Source organism: Pseudomonas sp. MWU12-2037 (genome assembly GCF_023242345.1).
In the GTDB taxonomy this organism is placed as follows: domain Bacteria; phylum Pseudomonadota; class Gammaproteobacteria; order Pseudomonadales; family Pseudomonadaceae; genus Aquipseudomonas; species Aquipseudomonas gingeri_D.
Genome location: NZ_JALLIZ010000002.1, coordinates 328,202 through 346,833, shown reverse-complemented (window position 1 = coordinate 346,833; position 18,632 = coordinate 328,202). Strand labels below are relative to the sequence as shown.

General features: G+C 60.2%; 17 protein-coding genes. 10 read left to right on the top strand and 7 right to left on the bottom strand.

Annotated features, from left to right (window positions below):
- Positions 1-25: 25 nt before the first annotated feature.
- The 4 genes from M5B42_RS04835 to M5B42_RS04820 form a co-directional block, all read right to left on the bottom strand.
- Entirely contained in the window at positions 26-979 is a 954-nt protein-coding gene (locus M5B42_RS04835) for a hypothetical protein (RefSeq protein ID WP_248745162.1), read from the bottom strand.
- Positions 980-996: 17 nt separating this feature from the next.
- Positions 997-2,712: a proline--tRNA ligase gene (locus tag M5B42_RS04830; protein WP_248745161.1), complete on the bottom strand. Its 1,716-nt coding sequence runs from the start codon at positions 2,710-2,712 to the stop codon at positions 997-999.
- A gap of 117 nt (positions 2,713-2,829) precedes the next feature.
- A complete protein-coding gene (locus tag M5B42_RS04825; RefSeq protein ID WP_103498956.1) occupies positions 2,830-4,374 on the bottom strand; it encodes an AmpG family muropeptide MFS transporter in 1,545 nt (514 codons plus the stop codon).
- Between the two features lie 43 nt (positions 4,375-4,417).
- Positions 4,418-4,771, bottom strand: a complete 354-nt coding sequence (locus M5B42_RS04820) for an MGMT family protein (RefSeq protein ID WP_100938638.1) — start codon at positions 4,769-4,771, stop codon at positions 4,418-4,420.
- A 165-nt stretch (positions 4,772-4,936) separates the two neighbouring features.
- On the opposite strand from M5B42_RS04820, the gene M5B42_RS04815 reads away from it, so the two are divergent.
- From M5B42_RS04815 to M5B42_RS04780, 8 genes are all read left to right on the top strand, one after another.
- Complete coding sequence (locus tag M5B42_RS04815; RefSeq protein ID WP_248745160.1) at positions 4,937-5,944, top strand: DUF481 domain-containing protein; 1,008 nt, start codon at positions 4,937-4,939, stop codon at positions 5,942-5,944.
- Positions 5,945-6,056: 112 nt separating this feature from the next.
- Entirely contained in the window at positions 6,057-6,788 is a 732-nt protein-coding gene (locus M5B42_RS04810) for a HugZ family protein (RefSeq protein WP_248745159.1), read from the top strand.
- Between the two features lie 65 nt (positions 6,789-6,853).
- Positions 6,854-7,327 carry an FxsA family protein gene (locus M5B42_RS04805; RefSeq protein ID WP_103498953.1) on the top strand — a complete coding sequence of 158 codons (474 nt, stop codon included), beginning with the start codon at positions 6,854-6,856 and terminating at the stop codon, positions 7,325-7,327.
- Positions 7,328-7,577: 250 nt separating this feature from the next.
- A complete protein-coding gene (locus tag M5B42_RS04800) occupies positions 7,578-7,871 on the top strand; it encodes a co-chaperone GroES (protein ID WP_152740251.1) in 294 nt (97 codons plus the stop codon).
- 49 nt (positions 7,872-7,920) lie between these two features.
- Complete coding sequence (gene groL / locus M5B42_RS04795; RefSeq protein ID WP_248745158.1) at positions 7,921-9,567, top strand: chaperonin GroEL; 1,647 nt, start codon at positions 7,921-7,923, stop codon at positions 9,565-9,567.
- A gap of 168 nt (positions 9,568-9,735) precedes the next feature.
- A complete protein-coding gene (gene colR / locus M5B42_RS04790) occupies positions 9,736-10,419 on the top strand; it encodes a two-component system response regulator ColR (protein WP_103498950.1) in 684 nt (227 codons plus the stop codon).
- The gene (locus tag M5B42_RS04785) at positions 10,409-11,689 is read left to right on the top strand and encodes a HAMP domain-containing sensor histidine kinase (protein WP_152740253.1); all 1,281 of its coding nucleotides are present in this window, start codon (positions 10,409-10,411) and stop codon (positions 11,687-11,689) included. Before colR ends, M5B42_RS04785 begins: the two co-directional genes overlap by 11 nt.
- A 176-nt stretch (positions 11,690-11,865) precedes the next feature.
- Positions 11,866-12,090, top strand: a complete 225-nt coding sequence (locus M5B42_RS04780) for a hypothetical protein (RefSeq protein WP_103498949.1) — start codon at positions 11,866-11,868, stop codon at positions 12,088-12,090.
- A gap of 518 nt (positions 12,091-12,608) precedes the next feature.
- Here M5B42_RS04780 and fdxA read toward each other — a convergent pair.
- The 3 genes from fdxA to M5B42_RS04765 form a co-directional block, all read right to left on the bottom strand.
- Positions 12,609-12,932 carry a ferredoxin FdxA gene (gene fdxA / locus M5B42_RS04775; protein ID WP_152740255.1) on the bottom strand — a complete coding sequence of 108 codons (324 nt, stop codon included), beginning with the start codon at positions 12,930-12,932 and terminating at the stop codon, positions 12,609-12,611.
- 142 nt (positions 12,933-13,074) lie between these two features.
- A complete protein-coding gene (gene mutS / locus M5B42_RS04770; protein WP_248745157.1) occupies positions 13,075-15,654 on the bottom strand; it encodes a DNA mismatch repair protein MutS in 2,580 nt (859 codons plus the stop codon).
- Positions 15,655-15,881: 227 nt separating this feature from the next.
- Positions 15,882-16,616: a carbonic anhydrase family protein gene (locus M5B42_RS04765; RefSeq protein WP_248745156.1), complete on the bottom strand. Its 735-nt coding sequence runs from the start codon at positions 16,614-16,616 to the stop codon at positions 15,882-15,884.
- 215 nt (positions 16,617-16,831) lie between these two features.
- Between M5B42_RS04765 and M5B42_RS04760 the strand changes: the two genes are divergently transcribed.
- Positions 16,832-17,575 (top strand): XRE family transcriptional regulator, encoded by a 744-nt coding sequence (locus M5B42_RS04760; protein ID WP_103498945.1) that lies wholly within the window; start codon positions 16,832-16,834, stop codon positions 17,573-17,575.
- 603 nt (positions 17,576-18,178) lie between these two features.
- Complete coding sequence (locus M5B42_RS04755; RefSeq protein ID WP_248745155.1) at positions 18,179-18,526, top strand: phage holin family protein; 348 nt, start codon at positions 18,179-18,181, stop codon at positions 18,524-18,526.
- Positions 18,527-18,632: the final 106 nt, after the last annotated feature.

Here is an 18,632-nt window from a genome sequence, read left to right as displayed (position 1 = left end):
TTAGTCTTCAGCCCGCTCGAACGCTTCAGTTGGCCGCGGGATCCGCCACCAGCCGCCCGGCTTTTTTGGTCAGGGTCTTGAGAAACTCACGCTGCAACTCGGGATCGTTGCGGGTCAGTTCGATCAGGCTCTGCTCCAGTTCGCTGGCTTCGTCCTCCAGCCCCAACTCCGACAGGCGCTTGACCCGATGCACCCATTGGTTGACGTCGTCACCCTCCAGGTCGTTGTAGATCAGGTCGTGGGCCTCCAGCAGCTTGCCGCGCAGCTTGCTGCTGATGGACAGGCTGGAGTCCGAGTGAATTTCACCCTGGGCATCTTCCACGCGGATCTGCAGGTTGCCGATGCGATACAGGTCCTGCTCGGCAAACGGGCTGTCCAGCAGGTTGAGGCGCAGCACGCCATTGCGGTCGGTGGTCAGCTCGGCGGTCTGTTTGCCGGCGACTACTTCCACCGGGCGTTCGGACCACGGCAGGCTCGAGTATTCCGTACGCTTGTCGCGCTGGATTTCCTCGACCCCGGCCAGGTTCTGCTGGGCACGGCCGCCGGACTCGACGTTCATGAACGGATTGAGGCCGTCGATGCCGTCCTTGAGCCAGCCATGGGTCATGCTGTCCGGCATATGGCCGAGGGCAAAGATATTGGCCACATTGGCAGCTGCGCCACCGATCAGGGCCAGGGCCCCGAGCGGCATTTCATAGACCTTGCGCCAGCCTTGATAAGGCGTGTAGCGATCATAACGACGGGTAACATCGAATTCGGTGACTTCGAAGGTCTTCTGCTCGTGAATCCGCACGCGACGTTGCGGCAGCTCGAGAACCTTGGGGTCACCGACATCGATCTGCAGGCTGTGAGCGAGCAGTTTGCGCTCGACACGCTCTTCATGCTCGCTGCGTTGTGACATCTGGTTGGCGCAGCCGCTGACCAGCAGGGCGCCGCACAAGGCGGCGCCCCCGAGGGCTAAGGTACTTCGATTGAACATGGGCGCTCTATCTGGACTCAGCGACGGATACGGGCCTGAAGGAAGGACAGCACGTCGGCGACCGGCAGCGCGTGCGCCTCGGCCTCGGTGCGGCTCTTGTATTCCAGGTTGCCTTCGGCCAGGCCGCGGTCGCTGACCACGATCCGATGGGGAATGCCGATCAGTTCCATGTCGGCGAACTTGATGCCCGGGCTGGTTTTCTTGTCGCGGTCGTCCAGCAGCACTTCGAAGCCGGCGGCCGTCAATTCGGCGTAGAGCTTGTCGGTGGCTTCGCGAACCTGTTCGGTTTCATAGCGCAGCGGTACCAGGGCGATCTGGAACGGCGCCAGGGAGTCGCTCCAGATGATGCCGTTGGCGTCGTTGTTCTGCTCGATGGCGGCAGCGACCACGCGGGACACGCCAATACCGTAGCAGCCCATGGTCAGGGTCACCGGCTTGCCGTTTTCGCCCAGGACCTGGCACTTCATCGCTTCGCTGTACTTGGTGCCCAGCTGGAAGATGTGGCCGACTTCGATGCCGCGCTTGATCTCCAGGGTGCCCTTGCCGTCCGGGCTCGGATCGCCGGCCACGACGTTGCGCAGGTCGGCCACGGTCGGTACGGGCAGGTCACGTTCCCAGTTGACGCCGAAGTAGTGCTTGTCGTCGATGTTGGCGCCGATACCGAAGTCGCTCATCAGCTCGACCGAACGGTCGATGATGATCGGCAGCGGCAGGTTCAACGGGCCGAGGGAGCCGGCACCGGCACCGATGGCGTCACGCAGTTCGGTATCGGAAGCCATGACCAGCGGGCTGGCAACGCCTGGCTGGTTGGCGGCCTTGATTTCGTTCAACTCGTGATCGCCGCGGATGATCAGGGCAATCAGCTTGCCTTCTTCTTCGGCGTGGACGATCAGGGTCTTGACGGTCTTTTCGATCGCCAGGTTGTAGCCTTCGACCAACTGCGCAATGGTTTTTGCATCAGGGGTGTCGACCAGGCGCAGGGCTTCGGTCGGCGCCGGGCGCGAGGTTTCGCGAGGCACGGCTTCGGCCTTCTCGATATTCGCCGCGTACTCGGAGCCGTTGCTGAAGACGATATCGTCTTCGCCGGACTCGGCCAGTACGTGGAACTCATGGGAACCGGCGCCGCCGATGGAGCCGTTGTCCGCTTCCACGGGGCGGAACTTCAGGCCCAGGCGGGTAAAGACATTGCAGTACGCCTGGTGCATGCGGTCGTAGGTGACCTGCAGCGAAGCCTGGTCGACGTGGAAGGAGTAGGCGTCCTTCATGATGAATTCGCGACCGCGCATCAGGCCGAAGCGTGGGCGGATTTCGTCACGGAACTTGGTCTGGATCTGGTACAGGTTGATCGGCAGCTGCTTGTAGCTGCTCAGCTCGTTGCGGCACAGATCGGTGATCACTTCTTCGTGGGTCGGGCCGGCACAGAAGTCGCGGTCGTGGCGATCTTTCAGGCGCAGCAGTTCGGGGCCATATTGTTCCCAACGACCGGATTCCTGCCACAGTTCAGCCGGCTGGATGCCGGGCATCAGCACTTCCAGGGCGCCGGCCGCGTTCATTTCCTCGCGCACGATGGCTTCGACCTTGCGCATGACACGCAGGCCCATGGGCAGCCAGGTGTACAGGCCGGAAGCGAGTTTGCGGATCATCCCGGCGCGCAGCATCAACTGATGGCTGATCACGACCGCATCGGAAGGCGTTTCTTTCTGTGTGGCGAGCAAATATTGACTGGTGCGCATGGTTGGCCGTTGTCGCTTGCTGATGACTGAAAATGACTGAGCATTGTACGGGTGTGATCCGGCGACGTACAGGCGTGTCGCCGCACCGCTCCGGGGGAGAGCGGTGCGGGCCTGTATTTACGGGGTTTCTTCGCCGACGGCGGTGGGTATCGCGCCTTCGCCACGGCTGGACTGATACCAGTGCAGGGCGATCAGGATCAGGGTCGGAATACCCATCACGGCGGTAATGATGAAGAACTTGTGGTAGCCGAACTTTTCCACCATCACCCCGGAATAACCGCCGATCAGGCGCGGCAGCAGGAGCATGATCGAACTGAGCAGGGCGTACTGGGTGGCGGAGAACTTCAGGTTGGTCAGGCTCGACAGATAGGCGACGAAGGCCGAGGTCGCCAGGCCCGAACTGAAGTTGTCCAGGGAGATGGTGACAATCAGCATCTTCAGGTTCGGGCCCATATCGGCCAGCAGCATGAACAGCAGGTTGGTCGCCGCCGAGGCCGCGCCGCCGATGAACAGGATCGGCAGGATGCCGAAGCGCACGATCAGCAGGCCGCCCATGCCGGCCCCGACCAGGGTCATGATCAGGCCGAAGATCTTGCTGACCCCGGCGATCTGGTCCTTGGTAAAGCCCTGGTCGATATAGAACACGTTGGCCATCACGCCCATCACCGTGTCCGACATCCGATAGGTGGCGATCAGCCCCAGCAATAGCAGGGCCTGCCAGCGATAACGGACGATAAAGTCGTTGACCGGCGTCAGCACCGGCGCCAGGCCGCGACGGCCCATGCTCGACAGGCAGAGGGTGGTGAGGATGGTATAGAGGATCGCGCGCAGGAAGGCACGGTCTTCCAGCAGCAGGTCAAGCATGCTCCGGCCCTGGAACAGCACGCTGGCGAAATCGGTGTTGTAGAGCTGGGTGAACATCGCCGGTACCGAGACCAGCAGGACGATCAGCACGAAGACCGAGGACAGCTGGTGCACGAAGCTGTAGCGCCCGGCGGAGAGCTGGGTCCTTAGCGGCACTGGCGGTTCGCGCATGAAGAAGGTGGTGAGCAGCGCCGGAATCATCAGCAGGCCGAACAGCACGTAGGTGCCGGTCCAGGCCGAATGCTTGTAGCTGAAGCCGGTGGAACCGAAACCTTCGGCGATAAACAGCGCGCCGGCGGTGGCCAGCAGGGCGGCAACCCGATACCCCGACATATAGCTGGCAGCCAGGGCGGCCTGCTGGCTGTCGTTGGCGATTTCCAGGCGATAGGCGTCCACCGCGATGTCCTGGGTCGCGGAGGCGAAGGCCACGACAACAGCAATGGCGATCAGCCAGGACAGGTGTTTCTGCGGATCGCAGAAACCCATGCCGATCAACCCGAGGACGATCAGGATCTGCGCCAGCACCAACCAGGAACGGCGGCGCCCGAGTTTTCCGAGCAACGGCAGGCGCCATTGGTCGAGCAGCGGCGACCAGACCCATTTGAAGGCGTAGGCGAGGCCGATCAGGCTGGCATAACCGATGGTTTCACGGGCCACGCCGGCTTCACGCAGCCAGACGGAAAGCGTGGAAAACACCAACATATAAGGCAGACCGGCGGCGAAACCGAGCAGCAGGAGCACGAGTGTCGAGGGGCTGGCATAAGCGGCGAGCGCGGCGCGCCAGGTTTTACGGGGCATGGGCTGGAATCTGCCTCAGGTTAACGGAAACAAAGCGCGCACTCTAACCGCTGTGCTCTATCGGGCGCCAGCCATGGCGCTTGATATCGACACGATTGTTCAGGACCGTCAGGCCTTCAGTCCGCAGCCGGGCGCGTTGTTCGTCGCCGGAGGGGCTGCCGGCGGGCAGGCTGATCCGACCGCCGGCACCCAGCACCCGATGCCAGGGCAGGCTCGTATCGGCGGGCAACTGGCTCAAGGTCCGTCCGACAAAACGGGCGGCACGCCCCAGACCCGCCAGCTCGGCCAGTTGGCCATAGGTCACGACCCGGCCTTCGGGCACTTGCGCCAGGGTCAGGTAGAGGGCGGTGCGGCGCATCTGTGCAGGGCTTTCGCCGCCGCTGCTGTCGTCGGTCATTGAGGCAGTCCTGTTCGGGGATCTGGCTGCTTGTGTAGGTTATTTCTGTGAGTCATGGGTGATTATTGAACTAGGGTGTCGTTCAGTCGGTCACTCTTTGGTCAAGGTATTGCCCTGCGGGATAATGCCGGTTTTTTTCCGCAAACCCGAGTCCTCTCTCTGCTTATGTTATCCAGAACCCTGCTGTGCCTTGCTGTTCTCAGTGCCTCGACGCCGTTGCTGGCCGATACCGTCTGGTTGAAGAACGGCGATCGCCTGACGGGCAAGATCAGCCTGTTCGACGGCGGCAAGCTGTTGATCCAGACCGATTACGCCGGAGCGATCCCGGTGGACTGGAAGCAGGTCAAGACCCTGGAAAGCGACCAGGAGCTGCTGGTCAAGCAGGATGCCTACACGGGGGAGAAGGCCAAGTCCCTGAAAGCGGCGGCGGACGGCAAGGTGACGCTGGTCAACGGCGAAGCGCCGAAAACCGTCGACCTCGTGAGTATCAAGCAGATCGTCAAGCCCAAGCCGGTGATCGAGGACCTGGTGTGGAAGGGCAATGTCGACCTGGCCCTGGACTACAAACGGGCGGATCAGGACACCGACGACTACGACATCGGCTTCAAGACGACTGCCCGCCATGGCGCCTGGCGGCATAATGCCCAGGGTGAGTACAACCGCGAGTTCCAGAACAATATCGTGACCGCCAACAACTGGAACGTCGAGTATGCCCTGGACCGCTTTATCACCGAAAAGTGGTTCTGGCAGGGGCGCCTGACCTACAAGCGTGACTTCGTGGAAGAACTGTCGCGCCAACGTATCGTCGGTACCGGTCCTGGCTACCAGTTCTGGGACAATGAGCTGGGGGCGTTTTCCCTCGGTTCGCTGCTCAACAATACCGACTACGAGTACAGTAACGGCGATAAGAAGAACTTTTATTCGCTGGGGATGAAATGGGACTACAGCCGTAACCTGGTGGGCAAGACGGTGCAGTTCTTCACCAACGGCGAAGTGGGCAAGCCGTTGAGCGGGCCTTCGGAGTATTCCCTCGACGCCCAGATGGGCCTGCGCTACAAAGTGACCGAGTGGGCCTCGCTGAACCTCAAGGCCGAGCGCAACGTGGTCCAGGGCGATGCGGAGAGCAGCCTGAACAAGACCCGCTACACGGCTGGCTTCGGCGTCGTCTGGTAATCGCACCGCTTCCCCGACCCTGGCCTCCGTCACAGATAATGTTTATTTTGTCACTGATTTTCATTCGCAAGTCCAAGGGCTTGCCGACGGTTTCTGACGAGGAGTCATAAAGGTGAGTACTGAAGTTGCCAAGAACGCCCGTGAGCTGCTGCTCAAGGAGTACCGGGGGGTGTTGTCCACGCACTCCAAGGCCATGCCCGGTTTCCCGTTTGGCTCCGTGGTGCCTTACTGCCTTGACGACCAGGGGCGTGCGTTGATCCTGATCAGCCGGATCGCCCAGCATACCCATAACCTGCAGAAGGACCCCAAGTGTTCCCTGCTGGTGGGCGAGCGCGATGCCGAAGACGTGCAGGCGGTCGGTCGCCTGACCTACCTGGCCGAGGCCGAAAAGCTCAGCGATCCCGAGGTGATCGAGGCAGCGGCCGAGCGTTACTATCGCTACTTCCCGGATTCGCGGAACTACCATCAGGCCCACGATTTCGACTTCTGGGTGCTCAACCCGGTGCGGCACCGCTATATCGGTGGTTTCGGCGCGATTCACTGGCTGGATCAGGTCACCTTGGCGAACCCCTTCGCCGGCAAGGCCGAGATCAGCATGGTCGAACACATGAATAGCGACCACGCCAAGGCCATCGCCCACTACGTCGCCCTGGCCGGCCTGCCGGATACAGTGCCTGCGCAACTGGCGGGTATCGACACCGAAGGCATGCACCTGCGCATTGGCCAGGCGCTGTACTGGCTGCCCTTCGAAACACCTTGCAACACGCCGACACAAGTTCGCGAAGCCTTGGTTTCCCTGGCTCACGCCGAGCATTGGCCAAAAAAGGAAGCCGCTTCAGCTTGAATTCACAACCTGTCGACGTCATCTCAGGTTAAGTGGAAGGCATTCTTCCGTAGAGGAACCATTTGATGCGCGCTTTTTTATTGCTCTTTCTGCTGTTTCCGGTGCTAGAGCTGTATGTGTTTTTCCAGGTCAGTACCGCGATCGGGTTTTTCCCGGCCCTGGCGCTGATCATTCTCGGCTCGATGCTGGGTGTGCTGGTCCTGCGGGTTGCAGGGATCGCCACGGCGTTGCGGGCGCGGGAAAGTCTCAACCGCGGCGAGTTGCCGGCCCAGACCATGCTCGAGGGCCTGATGCTGGCCCTGGGCGGTGGCCTGCTGCTGCTGCCGGGGTTTATCAGCGATATTATCGGCCTGGTCCTGTTGTTGCCCATGACCCGCCGCCTGTTGGCCGACCGCATGCGTCGGCGCGTCGAAGAGCAGGCATTGCGTCAGCGGGCCTTTGCCGACGATCTGCAGCCCCGTGGTCCGTCGGGATCGGCGCCGGCCGCCAGCCGGCAGCCCCAGGTCATCGAAGGCGAGTTCGAACACCGCGATTCCTGATCGTCAGCACAACGACACGGCACCTTCGGGTGCCGTGTTGGTTTTCGGCACCATAAGGTAAAAAAAACGTCACCTCGCCCTTGAAATTACCTTTGGTGACCTTATGTAACGGTCACCGCAAGGTTTTGGCGAAAATCGCCAGACAGTCTTTCGCGGTTCGCTTGGCGAGCCGCAACCGGCAACGCCGGATTTGCTAAACCGGTCGGTATCGACATCGACCCTTGAAAACCATAATTAGGAGAGATCGACAATGAAGCTTCGTCCTCTGCATGACCGCGTCGTCATCCGTCGCAGCGAAGAAGAGAAAAAAACCGCCGGCGGTATCGTGCTGCCAGGTTCGGCTGCCGAGAAAGCCAACCACGGTGAAATTCTCGCTGTAGGTACCGGCCGCGTGCTGGACAACGGTGAAGTCCGTGCGCTGGCCGTGAAAGTGGGTGACAAGGTGGTATTCGGCCCTTACTCCGGCAGCAACACTGTGAAAGTAGACGGCGAAGACCTGCTGGTAATGGCCGAGAACGAGATTCTCGCTGTTATCGAAGGCTGATTCCCGCTCATTTTTCCCGTTACGACAAAGTATTCAAGGAATTACGATCATGGCTGCTAAAGAAGTTCTGTTTGGCGACTCCGCCCGCAAAAAAATGCTCAAAGGCGTCAACGTCCTGGCTGACGCGGTAAAAGCGACCCTGGGCCCGAAAGGCCGTAACGTGATCATCGAGAAGAGCTTCGGCGCTCCGACCATCACCAAGGACGGCGTTTCCGTTGCCAAGGAAATCGAGCTGGAAGACCGTTTCGAAAACATGGGCGCGCAACTGGTCAAGGACGTTGCTTCCCGTGCCAACGATGACGCTGGCGACGGCACCACCACCGCCACCGTACTGGCTCAGTCGATCGTCAACGAAGGCCTGAAGGCTGTCGCTGCCGGCATGAACCCGATGGACCTCAAGCGCGGTATCGACAAGGCGACCATCGCCATCGTCAAAGAGCTCAAAGCCCTGTCCAAGCCTTGCGCCGACACCAAGGCCATCGCTCAGGTCGGCACCATCTCCGCCAACTCCGACAGCTCCATCGGCGACATCATTGCCGAAGCCATGGAAAAAGTCGGTAAAGAAGGCGTGATCACCGTTGAAGAAGGCTCGGGCCTGGAAAACGAACTGTCGGTTGTAGAAGGCATGCAGTTCGACCGTGGCTACCTGTCCCCGTACTTCGTCAACAAGCCGGAAACCATGGTCGCCGAGCTGGACGGCCCGCTGATCCTGCTGGTCGACAAAAAAATCTCCAACATCCGCGAAATGCTGCCAGTGCTGGAAGCCGTTGCCAAAGCCGGCCGTCCACTGCTGATCGTGGCCGAAGACGTTGAAGGCGAAGCCCTGGCGACCCTGGTTGTGAACAACATGCGCGGTATCGTCAAGGTCGCTGCCGTCAAGGCACCGGGCTTCGGTGATCGTCGCAAGGCGATGCTGCAGGATATCGCTGTCCTGACTGGCGGTACCGTGATCTCCGAAGAGATCGGCCTGAGCCTGGAAAGCACCACCCTGGACCACCTGGGTAGCGCCAAGCGCGTGACCCTGTCCAAGGAAAACACCATCATCGTCGACGGTGCCGGCGTTCAAGGCGACATCGAAGCCCGTATCGCTCAGATCCGTGCCCAGGTTGCCGATACTTCCTCCGACTACGACCGTGAAAAACTGCAAGAGCGTCTGGCCAAGCTGTCCGGCGGCGTTGCTGTGATCAAGGTTGGCGCTGGTTCCGAAGTTGAAATGAAAGAGAAGAAAGCCCGCGTTGAAGACGCCCTGCACGCGACCCGTGCAGCCGTTGAAGAAGGCGTGGTCCCTGGCGGTGGCGTTGCCCTGATCCGTGCCCTGGAAGCACTGACCGAACTGACCGGCGACAACGCCGACCAGAACGTGGGTATCTCCGTGCTGCGTCGCGCCGTTGAATCGCCGATGCGCCAGATTGCCGCCAACAGCGGTGATGAGCCAAGTGTCGTGGTCAACGCAGTCAAGAACGGCAAAGGCAACTTCGGTTACAACGCTGCTACCGGCGAGTACGGCGACATGATCGAAATGGGCATCCTGGACCCTACCAAGGTAACCCGTTCGGCGCTGCAGGCAGCTGCTTCCATTGCTGGTCTGCTGCTGACCACCGATGTTGCGATTGCCGATGCACCGAAGAAAGAAGGTGCAGCTGGCGGCGGTATGCCAGACATGGGCGGCATGGGTGGTATGGGCGGCATGATGTAAGTCGGCCCCACCTGCTACAAAGAAACCCCGCCTTGTGCGGGGTTTCTTTTTTTCGGCGAGTCATGGGCGCAGCGACTGCTTTTATCGCGCGGCTTGTCGCTGCCACAGGCTTGCCCTTAAGCTGCGCGGGCCAAGACATGGCCGTTACCGCGTACGGAGAGAGTACCCATGCGAATTCTACTGGTTGAAGACAACCGCGATATCCTCGCCAACCTGGCTGATTACCTGGGGCTTAAAGGCTATACCGTGGACTGTGCGCAGGACGGCTTGTCGGGCCTGCACCTGGCTGCCACCGAACATTACGACCTGATCGTGCTGGATATCATGTTGCCGGGTATCGATGGTTTCACCCTGTGCAAGCGCCTGCGTGAAGATGCCCGGCGCGACACCCCGGTGATCATGCTCACCGCCCGCGATCAACTGGATGATCGTCTGCAAGGTTTCAAGTCCGGTGCCGACGACTACCTGCTCAAGCCGTTCGCCCTGTCGGAACTGGCGGCGCGGATCGAAGCAGTCCTGCGCCGGGCCCAGGGCGGCGGACGCCGGGCCTTGCAGGTCGGTGAGCTGAGCTACGACCTCGATACCCTGGAAGTGACCCGCGAAGGGCGTCTGCTCAAGCTCAACCCGGTGGGCTTGAAGCTGCTGGCGGTGCTGATGCAGAAAAGCCCCCATGTACTGCGTCGCGAAGTCCTCGAGGAAGCCCTGTGGGGCGACGATTGCCCGGACAGCGACAGCTTGCGCAGTCACGTCCACCAATTGCGCCAGGTGATCGACAAGCCTTTCGAAAAGCCTTTGCTGCATACCGTACATGGCGTCGGCTATCGCCTGGCCGAAGGCCGCGATGGAGTTTAAACAGAGCCTTGCCCAACGCATCATCATCGCCTTTGCGCTGATGAGCGCCCTGGTGGCGGGGACCTTTGCCATAGGCATCGTGGCGACGGTTCACCTGGTTGAGGAAAGGCTGATTTCCGCGGGCCTGGGAGGCGATCTCCAGCGTCTGTTGCTGATGGACAGTGTCAATGACTGGAGCCATCGACCCGAGCCCGATCAACTGTTCTATTTCAGCGGCGGTCCGGGGGATTTCGCCTTGCCCAGGGATCTGCGTCATCTGGACGCCGGGTTCCACGAGGTGTTTCGCGACCAACTGTCCTACCACGCCATGGTCGAGGTGGTCGACGGCCGGCGTTACGTGCTGTTGCAGGACCAGAGTGACTTCGAAGAGCGTGAGCGGGTGTTGTTTGCCGTGGTGCTGGTGGGATTTGTCCTGGCCCTGGCCCTGGCCGTGTTTCTCGGCTGGATTCTCGCCCGGCGGGTGATGGCCCCGGTGGTACGCCTGGCCCGCCAGGTGCGTCATCGTGATCAGTTGCTCGGGCTGGCACCGTCCCTGGCGCCGGATTACGCCGCTGACGAAGTGGGTGAACTGGCGGTGGCGTTCGACGCCACCCTCGGCCGGCTGCGTGACGCCCTGACTCGCGAGCGCCTGTTCACCAGCGATGTCAGTCATGAGCTGCGTACGCCGCTGATGGTATTGGCGACCTCCTGTGAGCTGTTGCTGGAAAACCCGGCCATCGACCAACGCGGGCGCAATCAGGTCGAACGCATTGCCCGGGCCTGCGAGGAAATGCGCGAGCTGGTGCAGACCTTCCTGATGCTCGCCCGGGCCCAGCGTGAGGACGCCAGCATGTCGCCGCAGGTCTCCCTGAGTCGGGTAGCGGACGACTTGATCGGATTGTGGCGTGCACCGATTGAAGAGAAGGGCCTGAGGCTGATCGTCGATCCCGGCAATCCTCCGGATACCCGCTATAACGCCACCTTCCTCCACGCCGTAATGGGTAACCTGCTGCGCAATGCCTTGCACTACACCGACCAGGGCTTTATCCGCCTGAGCCTGGAGCCGGCCGGGTTCGTGGTGGAAGACAGCGGCGTGGGGATTCCGGAAGAGAAGCGCGAAGCCATGTTCCAGCCCTTCGTACGCGGTAACGAAAAACGCGGTGAAGGCCTTGGGCTGGGCTTGTCTCTGGTCCAGCGGATCTGCGAAAACCAGGGTTGGCATGTCAGCCTGACCACCATGACACCCAATGGCTGCCGCTTTCATGTTGACCTGGGCGGGCCTGATACATGACCGGAAACGAAATGTTCACCTGGGAAAGGCCCGTCTTTGGCGCCCTGAAATACGCCAAGACGCGGCGGATGATCTCAAAAAGCTACGACACCACTCGTCGTTGAGTGCCACGGCACAGGGAAAACTGAGCTATTTTGAGGATAGATGTTCAGCAATACCATCAAAGGCTTATGGTAATGAAGTTAGAAGTCGCTCGAGGTTTGTTTCTGGTCAGTGCGCTGGCCGTGGCCTCCCTGGCCCTGGTGGTCTGGGAGCAGCCCGGTCCTGAGGTCCTGACTACCGCGGCCGGTGCCGGACATTGTCCTATGCCCCGTGTTGCCAAGGCGGCCGATGCCAAACCCGACCACGATCTTCTGTTGTTCATGTTCGGCCTTTCCCAAGGGCTCAAGCCGCAGAGTTGAAGTCGTCCTGTCTGTCTCCCAGGCCTCGCATTGATCGAGGCCTTTTTTATGTGCGCCGTTTGCTTCATTCAGCACCCGCTTTTGGACGCTGCGGGCCAGGATTGGATCCAGAAGTTCTGTTTTACCTGCCTCGGCGTGTAAGCCATTGCTTACATCTTGCGTAAGCGATCGAGGATAATTTGCTGTCTCGATTACTGGGTATTTCTCTTAACCAATTGAAATATATGGTTTTTTTGTGTTTTAAATGGATCCAATCCTGAAGAGATGGCACTTTGGATCCTGTTGCAGCGACTCAGAAAGTCTTTAATATCGCCCCTGTGTCGACGGATAGACACGGCGATCAAGGACAGATTGCTGGAAGGAACATCGCGGGATGCGATTCATCAGGACGATGAAAGGGAAAAAAGGGACTAGGGAAAAAATGTGGGCGGGTCACACCGCCCCTTTTTTTTGCCTGTAGAAAAGTGAAGGCACAAAAAAAAGGCCCGCAAGGGGCCTTTTTGTCGAGCGCGGTGCAATCAGCGTTCGAGGTGCTTGATCTTGCCTTTTTTGCCATCCCACTCTTCAGCGTCCGGCAGTGATTCTTTCTTCTCAGTGATGTTGGGCCAGATCTCGGCCAGATCAACGTTCAACTGAATGAACTCCTTCATATCCTCCGGGACTTCATCCTCGGAGAAAATAGCCACAGCAGGGCATTCCGGCTCGCAAAGCGCGCAGTCGATGCACTCATCCGGGTGAATGACCAGGAAGTTCGGGCCTTCGTAAAAGCAGTCCACCGGACAGACTTCTACGCAGTCGGTGTACTTGCACTTGATGCAGTTGTCGGTGACGACGAAGGTCATTTCTAGTTCTCTCCTCAGGCGGCGGCAGCGAAACCCTATCAGAATGGGCTCGCCAGGTCTGGGAGCGATAGTCTGCGAACCAGGCTAATAGTTCGCAGCATCCCAAACCGCGCGAGATTCTAGCAGCTTGTAGTCCGCTGCGTTAGATCCGTGTCTTCATTGTATAGAGCATTTCCAATGCACGCCGTGGCGTCAGGTCGTCGAGGTTGAGCTTGGCCAGTTCATCCAGCACCGGATGGGGCAGGCTGGCGAACATATCGCTTTGCATCGGAGCGGCTGGTTTTCCTGGTTTGGCGACCGGCTGCTCGTGGGGCAGGCTGGTGGTCTCCAGGCGACTCAGGTGCTCGCGGGCACGGGTGATCACATCGCTCGGCACGCCGGCCAGCTGTGCCACCGCCAGGCCGTAGCTCTGGCTGGCCGGGCCGGGCAGTACGTGGTGGAGGAAGACGATGCGTTCATTGTGCTCGGTGGCATTGAGATGCACGTTGGCCACCAATGGCTCGTTTTCCGGCAGCACGGTCAGTTCGAAGTAGTGGGTGGCGAACAGGGTGTAGGCCCGCAGTTGCGCGAGGCGTTCCGCCGCTGCCCAGGCCAGGGACAGGCCGTCGAAGGTGCTGGTGCCGCGTCCGACTTCGTCCATCAGCACCAGGCTGCGCTCGGTGGCGTTGTGCAGGATGTTGGCGGTTTCGCTCATTTCCACCATGAAGGTCGAGCGTCCTCCGGCCAGGTCGTCGCTGGAACCGATCCGGGTGAAGATCCGGTCCACCAGGGACAACTCGCAGCTGGCTGCCGGCACGAAGCTGCCGATATGGGCCAGCAGCACGATCAGCGCGGTCTGGCGCATGTAGGTGGATTTACCGCCCATGTTAGGACCGGTGATCACCAGCATGCGGGTATTGTCATCGAGCGCCAGGTCATTGGCTACGAACGGTGTGGTCAGCACCTGCTCGACCACCGGGTGGCGTCCCTGGCTGATGCGCATGCACGGTTCGTCGACAAAGCGCGGGCAATTCAGGTCCAGGTTCAGTGCGCGTTCGGCGAGGTTGCTCAGCACATCCAGCTCGGCCAGGGCCGCGGCGGTGTCCTGCAGCGGCGGCAGTTCGCCGATCAAGGTTTCGAGCAAGGCTTCGTAGAGCATCTTCTCCCGGGCCAGGGCGCGGCTCTTGGCCGACAAGGCCTTGTCCTCGAATTCCTTGAGTTCCGGGGTGATAAAGCGCTCGGCGCCCTTGAGGGTCTGGCGCCGGATGTAGTCTGCCGGTGCCGACTCGGCCTGCTTGCTCGGCAACTCGATGAAATAGCCGTGGACCCGGTTATAGCCGACCTTGAGGTTGGCCAGGCCCGTGCGGGCTTTTTCCCGGGCTTCCAGGTCGATCAGGAACTGCCCGGCGTTTTCGCTCAGCGACAACAGTTCGTCCAGTTCGGTGTCGTAGCCGGTTTTCAGGACGCCGCCGTCGCGGATGATCGCCGGCGGATTATCGATGATGGCGCGCTCCAGCAGGATCGCCAGCTCCGGGTAGGTCTTGGTGGTGACGGCCAGTTGCTTGAGGTGCGGGGCGTCCAGTTCGAGCATCGCATCCTGCAACTGCGGCAGGGCGCCGAGGGCATCGCGCAGGCGCGCCAGGTCGCGAGGCCGGGCGTTGCGCAGGCCGATCCGCGCAAGGATCCGCTCGATGTCACCGATCTCCTTGAGCTGCGGTTGCAGTTTTTCGAAGCGGTAGCTTTCCAGCAGGCAGGTGATGGAGCTCTGGCGTGCCTGCAAGACACGCAGGTCGCGCAGCGGGCGGTTCAACCAACGGGTCAGCAGGCGGCTGCCCATGGCGGTCTGGCAACGGTCGACCACCGATTGCAGGGTGTTTTCGCGGCCACCGGCAAGGTTGGTGTCCAGTTCCAGGTTACGGCGGCTGGCGCCGTCGAGCACCACGGTGTCGTCCAGGCGTTCATGGCGCAGGCTGCGCAAGTGCGGCAGGGCGGTGCGCTGGGTTTCCTTGGCGTAACTGAGCAGGCAGCCGGCGGCGCCGATGGCCAGGGTCAGGGTTTCGCAGCCGAAGCCTTTCAGATCCTGTACGGAAAATTGTTGGCAGAGACTTTTGAGCGCGGAGTCCCGTTCGAAGTCCCACGGCGCACGACGACGTGTCCCACGACGCTTTTCCGCAGGCAGGCCCTGTGGCCAGTCATCCGGGATCATCAGCTCGACCGGGTTGATCCGCTCCAGCTCCGACAGCAGGTTTTCCCAACCCTTGATTTCGAGGACGGTGAAGTTGCCGCTGGTGATATCCAGCACGGCCAGGCCGAACAGACGCTCATCGCCCAGTACCGCGGCGATCAGGTTGTCGCGGCGCTCATCGAGCAGGGCTTCGTCACTGACGGTGCCGGGGGTGATGATCCGCACCACCTGCCGTTCGACCGGCCCCTTGCTGGTGGCCGGATCGCCGATCTGTTCGCAGATCACCACTGATTCGCCGAGCTTCACCAGCTTGACGAGATAACCTTCGAGGGAATGGTAAGGAATCCCACACATCGGAATCGCCTGCCCGGCTGATTGCCCACGGGCGGTGAGGGTGATATCGAGCAGCTTGGCGGCCTTCTTCGCGTCTTCATAGAAGATCTCGTAGAAGTCGCCCATGCGGTAGAACATCAGCTGGTCGGGATGCTGGTTCTTCAGGCGCCAGTATTGCTGCATCATCGGGGTGTGGGAGGACAGATCGGGGCTATTTTTACTCATCGGATACTTAGGCGGATTCGTTTTGAGTGGAGTGCGAAGTCGAGCGCCTGGCGCGGGACTTTTTCGATGGGGGCAAGGTTAACACGGCAGGTTGGATGTCCGCTGGTATGGCCTTTTGCAGCCTATCCGGACAGGGAGGAGTCAGACTTTTTTCCTGTTTCGATGGCGGACCGGCTACGTCGCTGTTATCCGCGCGGCCCGCGGGCTTGTTCAGGTGTCGTCGACATTCAATCGCTGGACTCGATAACCCTCGAGTTCAACGGTTGGACAGGCCGTGCATTCATCCGGTACAGCTTCTGAAAGGCGGCGATCTGTTCATGAGACAGCTCGACCGGTGTCTTCAGGACCAGCCAGGTAACACCTGTGCTGCAAGGCGGTGTGGTCAACGAGCCTTGGTATTTGTAATAGCTGCCTTGAGAGGGGAGGACGCTGGCGGGATTGAAGGCCACAACTTCCGTGATTTTGCCCACATCCGGCAGCGTGTTGAAAACAGCTTCCAGGTTCTGGTTTTTTCTTCCCTCCTTGAACAGGACCGCCACGACGACAATCTGTCCGTCTTCAGAGTTGTGGACAAAGTGCGCGTCCATCGGAAAGGACTTGCCGTCTATTTCCTCTTCACTCGGGGTATGGAAGTGGAATTGCCTGAGTTCGAAGTCTTCATTGTCAAAGCGCAGCAGGCTGCCGGGGGCGACATTGATTTGAATCGTGTGCCCGTTGTTGGTGATTTCAGCGGCTTGAGGGATGTACTGGAACGACAGGCCAGGGAGTTTCGAACGTTTCGCATGGTGGGTTTCAATATTGACCGGTGACTGCTCCTTGCTGGTGCTGCAACTGATGTAGTCCGGATCCACCTGACCCCAGTGGGTGGGGCCGACATTCCCCTCGTAACCCCAGGAGGCGGCGTGGCTGTTCAACGACAGGATGGCAAGTATCACGGATACGGCCACTTTGGAGGTGTTCATGATGATGGGTCTCGAGCAATGTCGAGACCCGAGCTTAAGATTCGGAAAAATAAGTAACTACTGTCAGAAATGACAGTTTTTAATACGGATTTGCGATAGAGCTGATCGCTATTGGGCGGAAATAAGGCTCCCATCGCCCTTGGCCGCGCCTGTGCGACTGTCTATGCATGAAATATGCAAATCAGCATTTGCCATTCCCGAAAAGCGCAAGCAATATGCGCATTATGCAAATACGCAACGTTTCTACCGTCCTACGAGCACTGCTCGACCGACACGGGATCTCCCCTACGGAGCTTCACCGTCGTACCGGCGTGCCCCAATCCACCCTGTCGCGGATCCTCAGCGGGAAGATCGTCGATCCTTCGGACAAGCACATCTCGAAGGTCGCCGAGTACTTCGGCATCAGCACCGACCAACTGCGCGGACGCGCACCGGTTGCCGTTGCCCGGGATCAGGAGCAGGGCACGCCGCACTCCGAACTCAAGGATATAAGCCTGTGGGACGACGACACACCCGTCGATGAAGACGAAGTGTCCGTCCCCTTTCTTCGCGAGGTTGAATTGGCTGCTGGATCAGGAAGATTCGTCATAGAAGAAAGCGAGAAGGCCAGCCTGCGTTTCGGTAAGCGCAGCCTGCGCCACAATGGCGTGCAGTTCGACCAGGCCAAATGCGTGACCGTGCGCGGCAACAGCATGTTGCCGGTGCTGCGCGACGGTGCCACGGTCGGGGTCAACGCCGGCAAGAGCGCCATAGGCGATATCGTCGACGGTGACCTTTACGCCATCAACCACAACGGTCAACTGCGGGTGAAGCAGCTTTATCGCCTGCCGACCGGGATCCGCCTGCGTAGCTTCAACCGCGACGAGCATCCGGATGAGGACTACAGCTTCCAGGAGATCCAGGAAGAGCAGATCACCATCCTTGGTCACGTCTTCTGGTGGGGCATGTACGCCCGCTAAGCACTTCTGATTGAGAAAAAACCCACAGCCATGTGGGTTTTTTTTCGCCCGCCAAAAAGCCCCAGCCCTTGATCTGCATGGGTTCCATGCGTTTACGCAAATGAAATGCATAAATAAATGCATTTGTGCATTGACTGTATATGCGTACATGCATATTCTTTGTCTCAAGCCGGCCAGAAAGGTCGGTGACAGGCAGAGATGCCAGGGGCAACCCACCGCTCTTTAGTGACACCGCTTCAAAGAACAGGCAGCGATGAACCGGCCTCAACGGTTCAGAGGGTTGGCAACTGACCCGGGTGTGCAGCGTAAAGCACCGCAAGCAGTTATCCGGCGGACAGGGTCGCGGTCGGAAGAACAATTTGAATCGATCCGTACCGCGCCAGTAGCGCCGAAAGATCAGGTGTCAGGACAGAAGCCCCCATCGCCGAAAACGCGAGCGGCTCCAGGACCGGGCATCAGGACCGCATTACTGAAAAGCCTGGGCGACCGGGCTTTTTGGAATGCCCACCGAACGCGGGCTCTGAAGAGAACCCTTCACCTTGAACGACAAGCCCAAACCATCACCGGCCAATGAATGGCCCTTTTTATTGCAGGAGGCGTGACATGACGAGCGAGCAACAAGCGTTGGTGGACATGCCTATCTGGCTGGTCATCCTGCTGGCCGTGGTCGGCGGGGTTTCCGGCGAAATGTGGCGCGCCGACAAGGACGGTGCCCGCGGCTGGGTGCTGCTGCGGCGCCTGGTATTGCGCTCCGGGGCCTGCATGATCTGTGGCGTGTCGACCATCATGCTGCTGTATGCAGCCGGCGTGTCGATCTGGACCGCCGGTGCCTTTGGCTGCCTGACCGCCATGGCCGGCGCGGACGCCGCCATCGGCATTTATGAACGCTGGGCGGCCAGGCGCTTGGGGATTGACGAAACACCTCCCCCGGAGATCAAGCCGGAACAATAGCCGGATAGCGATCCGAATAAAGCGCTCATGACTCCCTCGGAATCACCAACGGATTGGAACCACCGGGCCCGAGAGCAGGGCCCAGCCCGCAAGGACGCGGGCTTTC

Bases quoted from the DNA above. Each gene is read 5' to 3' on its own strand.
- M5B42_RS04820 (WP_100938638.1), bottom strand. From the start codon at position 4,771: ATGACCGACGACAGCAGCGGCGGCGAAAGCCCTGCACAGATGCGCCGC.
- colR (WP_103498950.1), top strand. From the start codon at position 9,736: ATGCGAATTCTACTGGTTGAAGACAACCGCGATATCCTCGCCAACCTG.
- M5B42_RS04755 (WP_248745155.1), top strand. From the start codon at position 18,179: ATGACGAGCGAGCAACAAGCGTTGGTGGACATGCCTATCTGGCTGGTC.
- M5B42_RS04830 (WP_248745161.1), bottom strand. From the start codon at position 2,712: ATGCGCACCAGTCAATATTTGCTCGCCACACAGAAAGAAACGCCTTCC.
- M5B42_RS04835 (WP_248745162.1), bottom strand. From the start codon at position 979: ATGTTCAATCGAAGTACCTTAGCCCTCGGGGGCGCCGCCTTGTGCGGC.
- mutS (WP_248745157.1), bottom strand. From the start codon at position 15,654: ATGAGTAAAAATAGCCCCGATCTGTCCTCCCACACCCCGATGATGCAG.
- M5B42_RS04805 (WP_103498953.1), top strand. From the start codon at position 6,854: ATGCGCGCTTTTTTATTGCTCTTTCTGCTGTTTCCGGTGCTAGAGCTG.
- M5B42_RS04760 (WP_103498945.1), top strand. From the start codon at position 16,832: ATGCGCATTATGCAAATACGCAACGTTTCTACCGTCCTACGAGCACTG.
- M5B42_RS04800 (WP_152740251.1), top strand. From the start codon at position 7,578: ATGAAGCTTCGTCCTCTGCATGACCGCGTCGTCATCCGTCGCAGCGAA.
- M5B42_RS04815 (WP_248745160.1), top strand. From the start codon at position 4,937: ATGTTATCCAGAACCCTGCTGTGCCTTGCTGTTCTCAGTGCCTCGACG.
- fdxA (WP_152740255.1), bottom strand. From the start codon at position 12,932: ATGACCTTCGTCGTCACCGACAACTGCATCAAGTGCAAGTACACCGAC.
- M5B42_RS04780 (WP_103498949.1), top strand. From the start codon at position 11,866: ATGAAGTTAGAAGTCGCTCGAGGTTTGTTTCTGGTCAGTGCGCTGGCC.
- M5B42_RS04825 (WP_103498956.1), bottom strand. From the start codon at position 4,374: ATGCCCCGTAAAACCTGGCGCGCCGCGCTCGCCGCTTATGCCAGCCCC.
- M5B42_RS04785 (WP_152740253.1), top strand. From the start codon at position 10,409: ATGGAGTTTAAACAGAGCCTTGCCCAACGCATCATCATCGCCTTTGCG.
- groL (WP_248745158.1), top strand. From the start codon at position 7,921: ATGGCTGCTAAAGAAGTTCTGTTTGGCGACTCCGCCCGCAAAAAAATG.
- M5B42_RS04765 (WP_248745156.1), bottom strand. From the start codon at position 16,616: ATGAACACCTCCAAAGTGGCCGTATCCGTGATACTTGCCATCCTGTCG.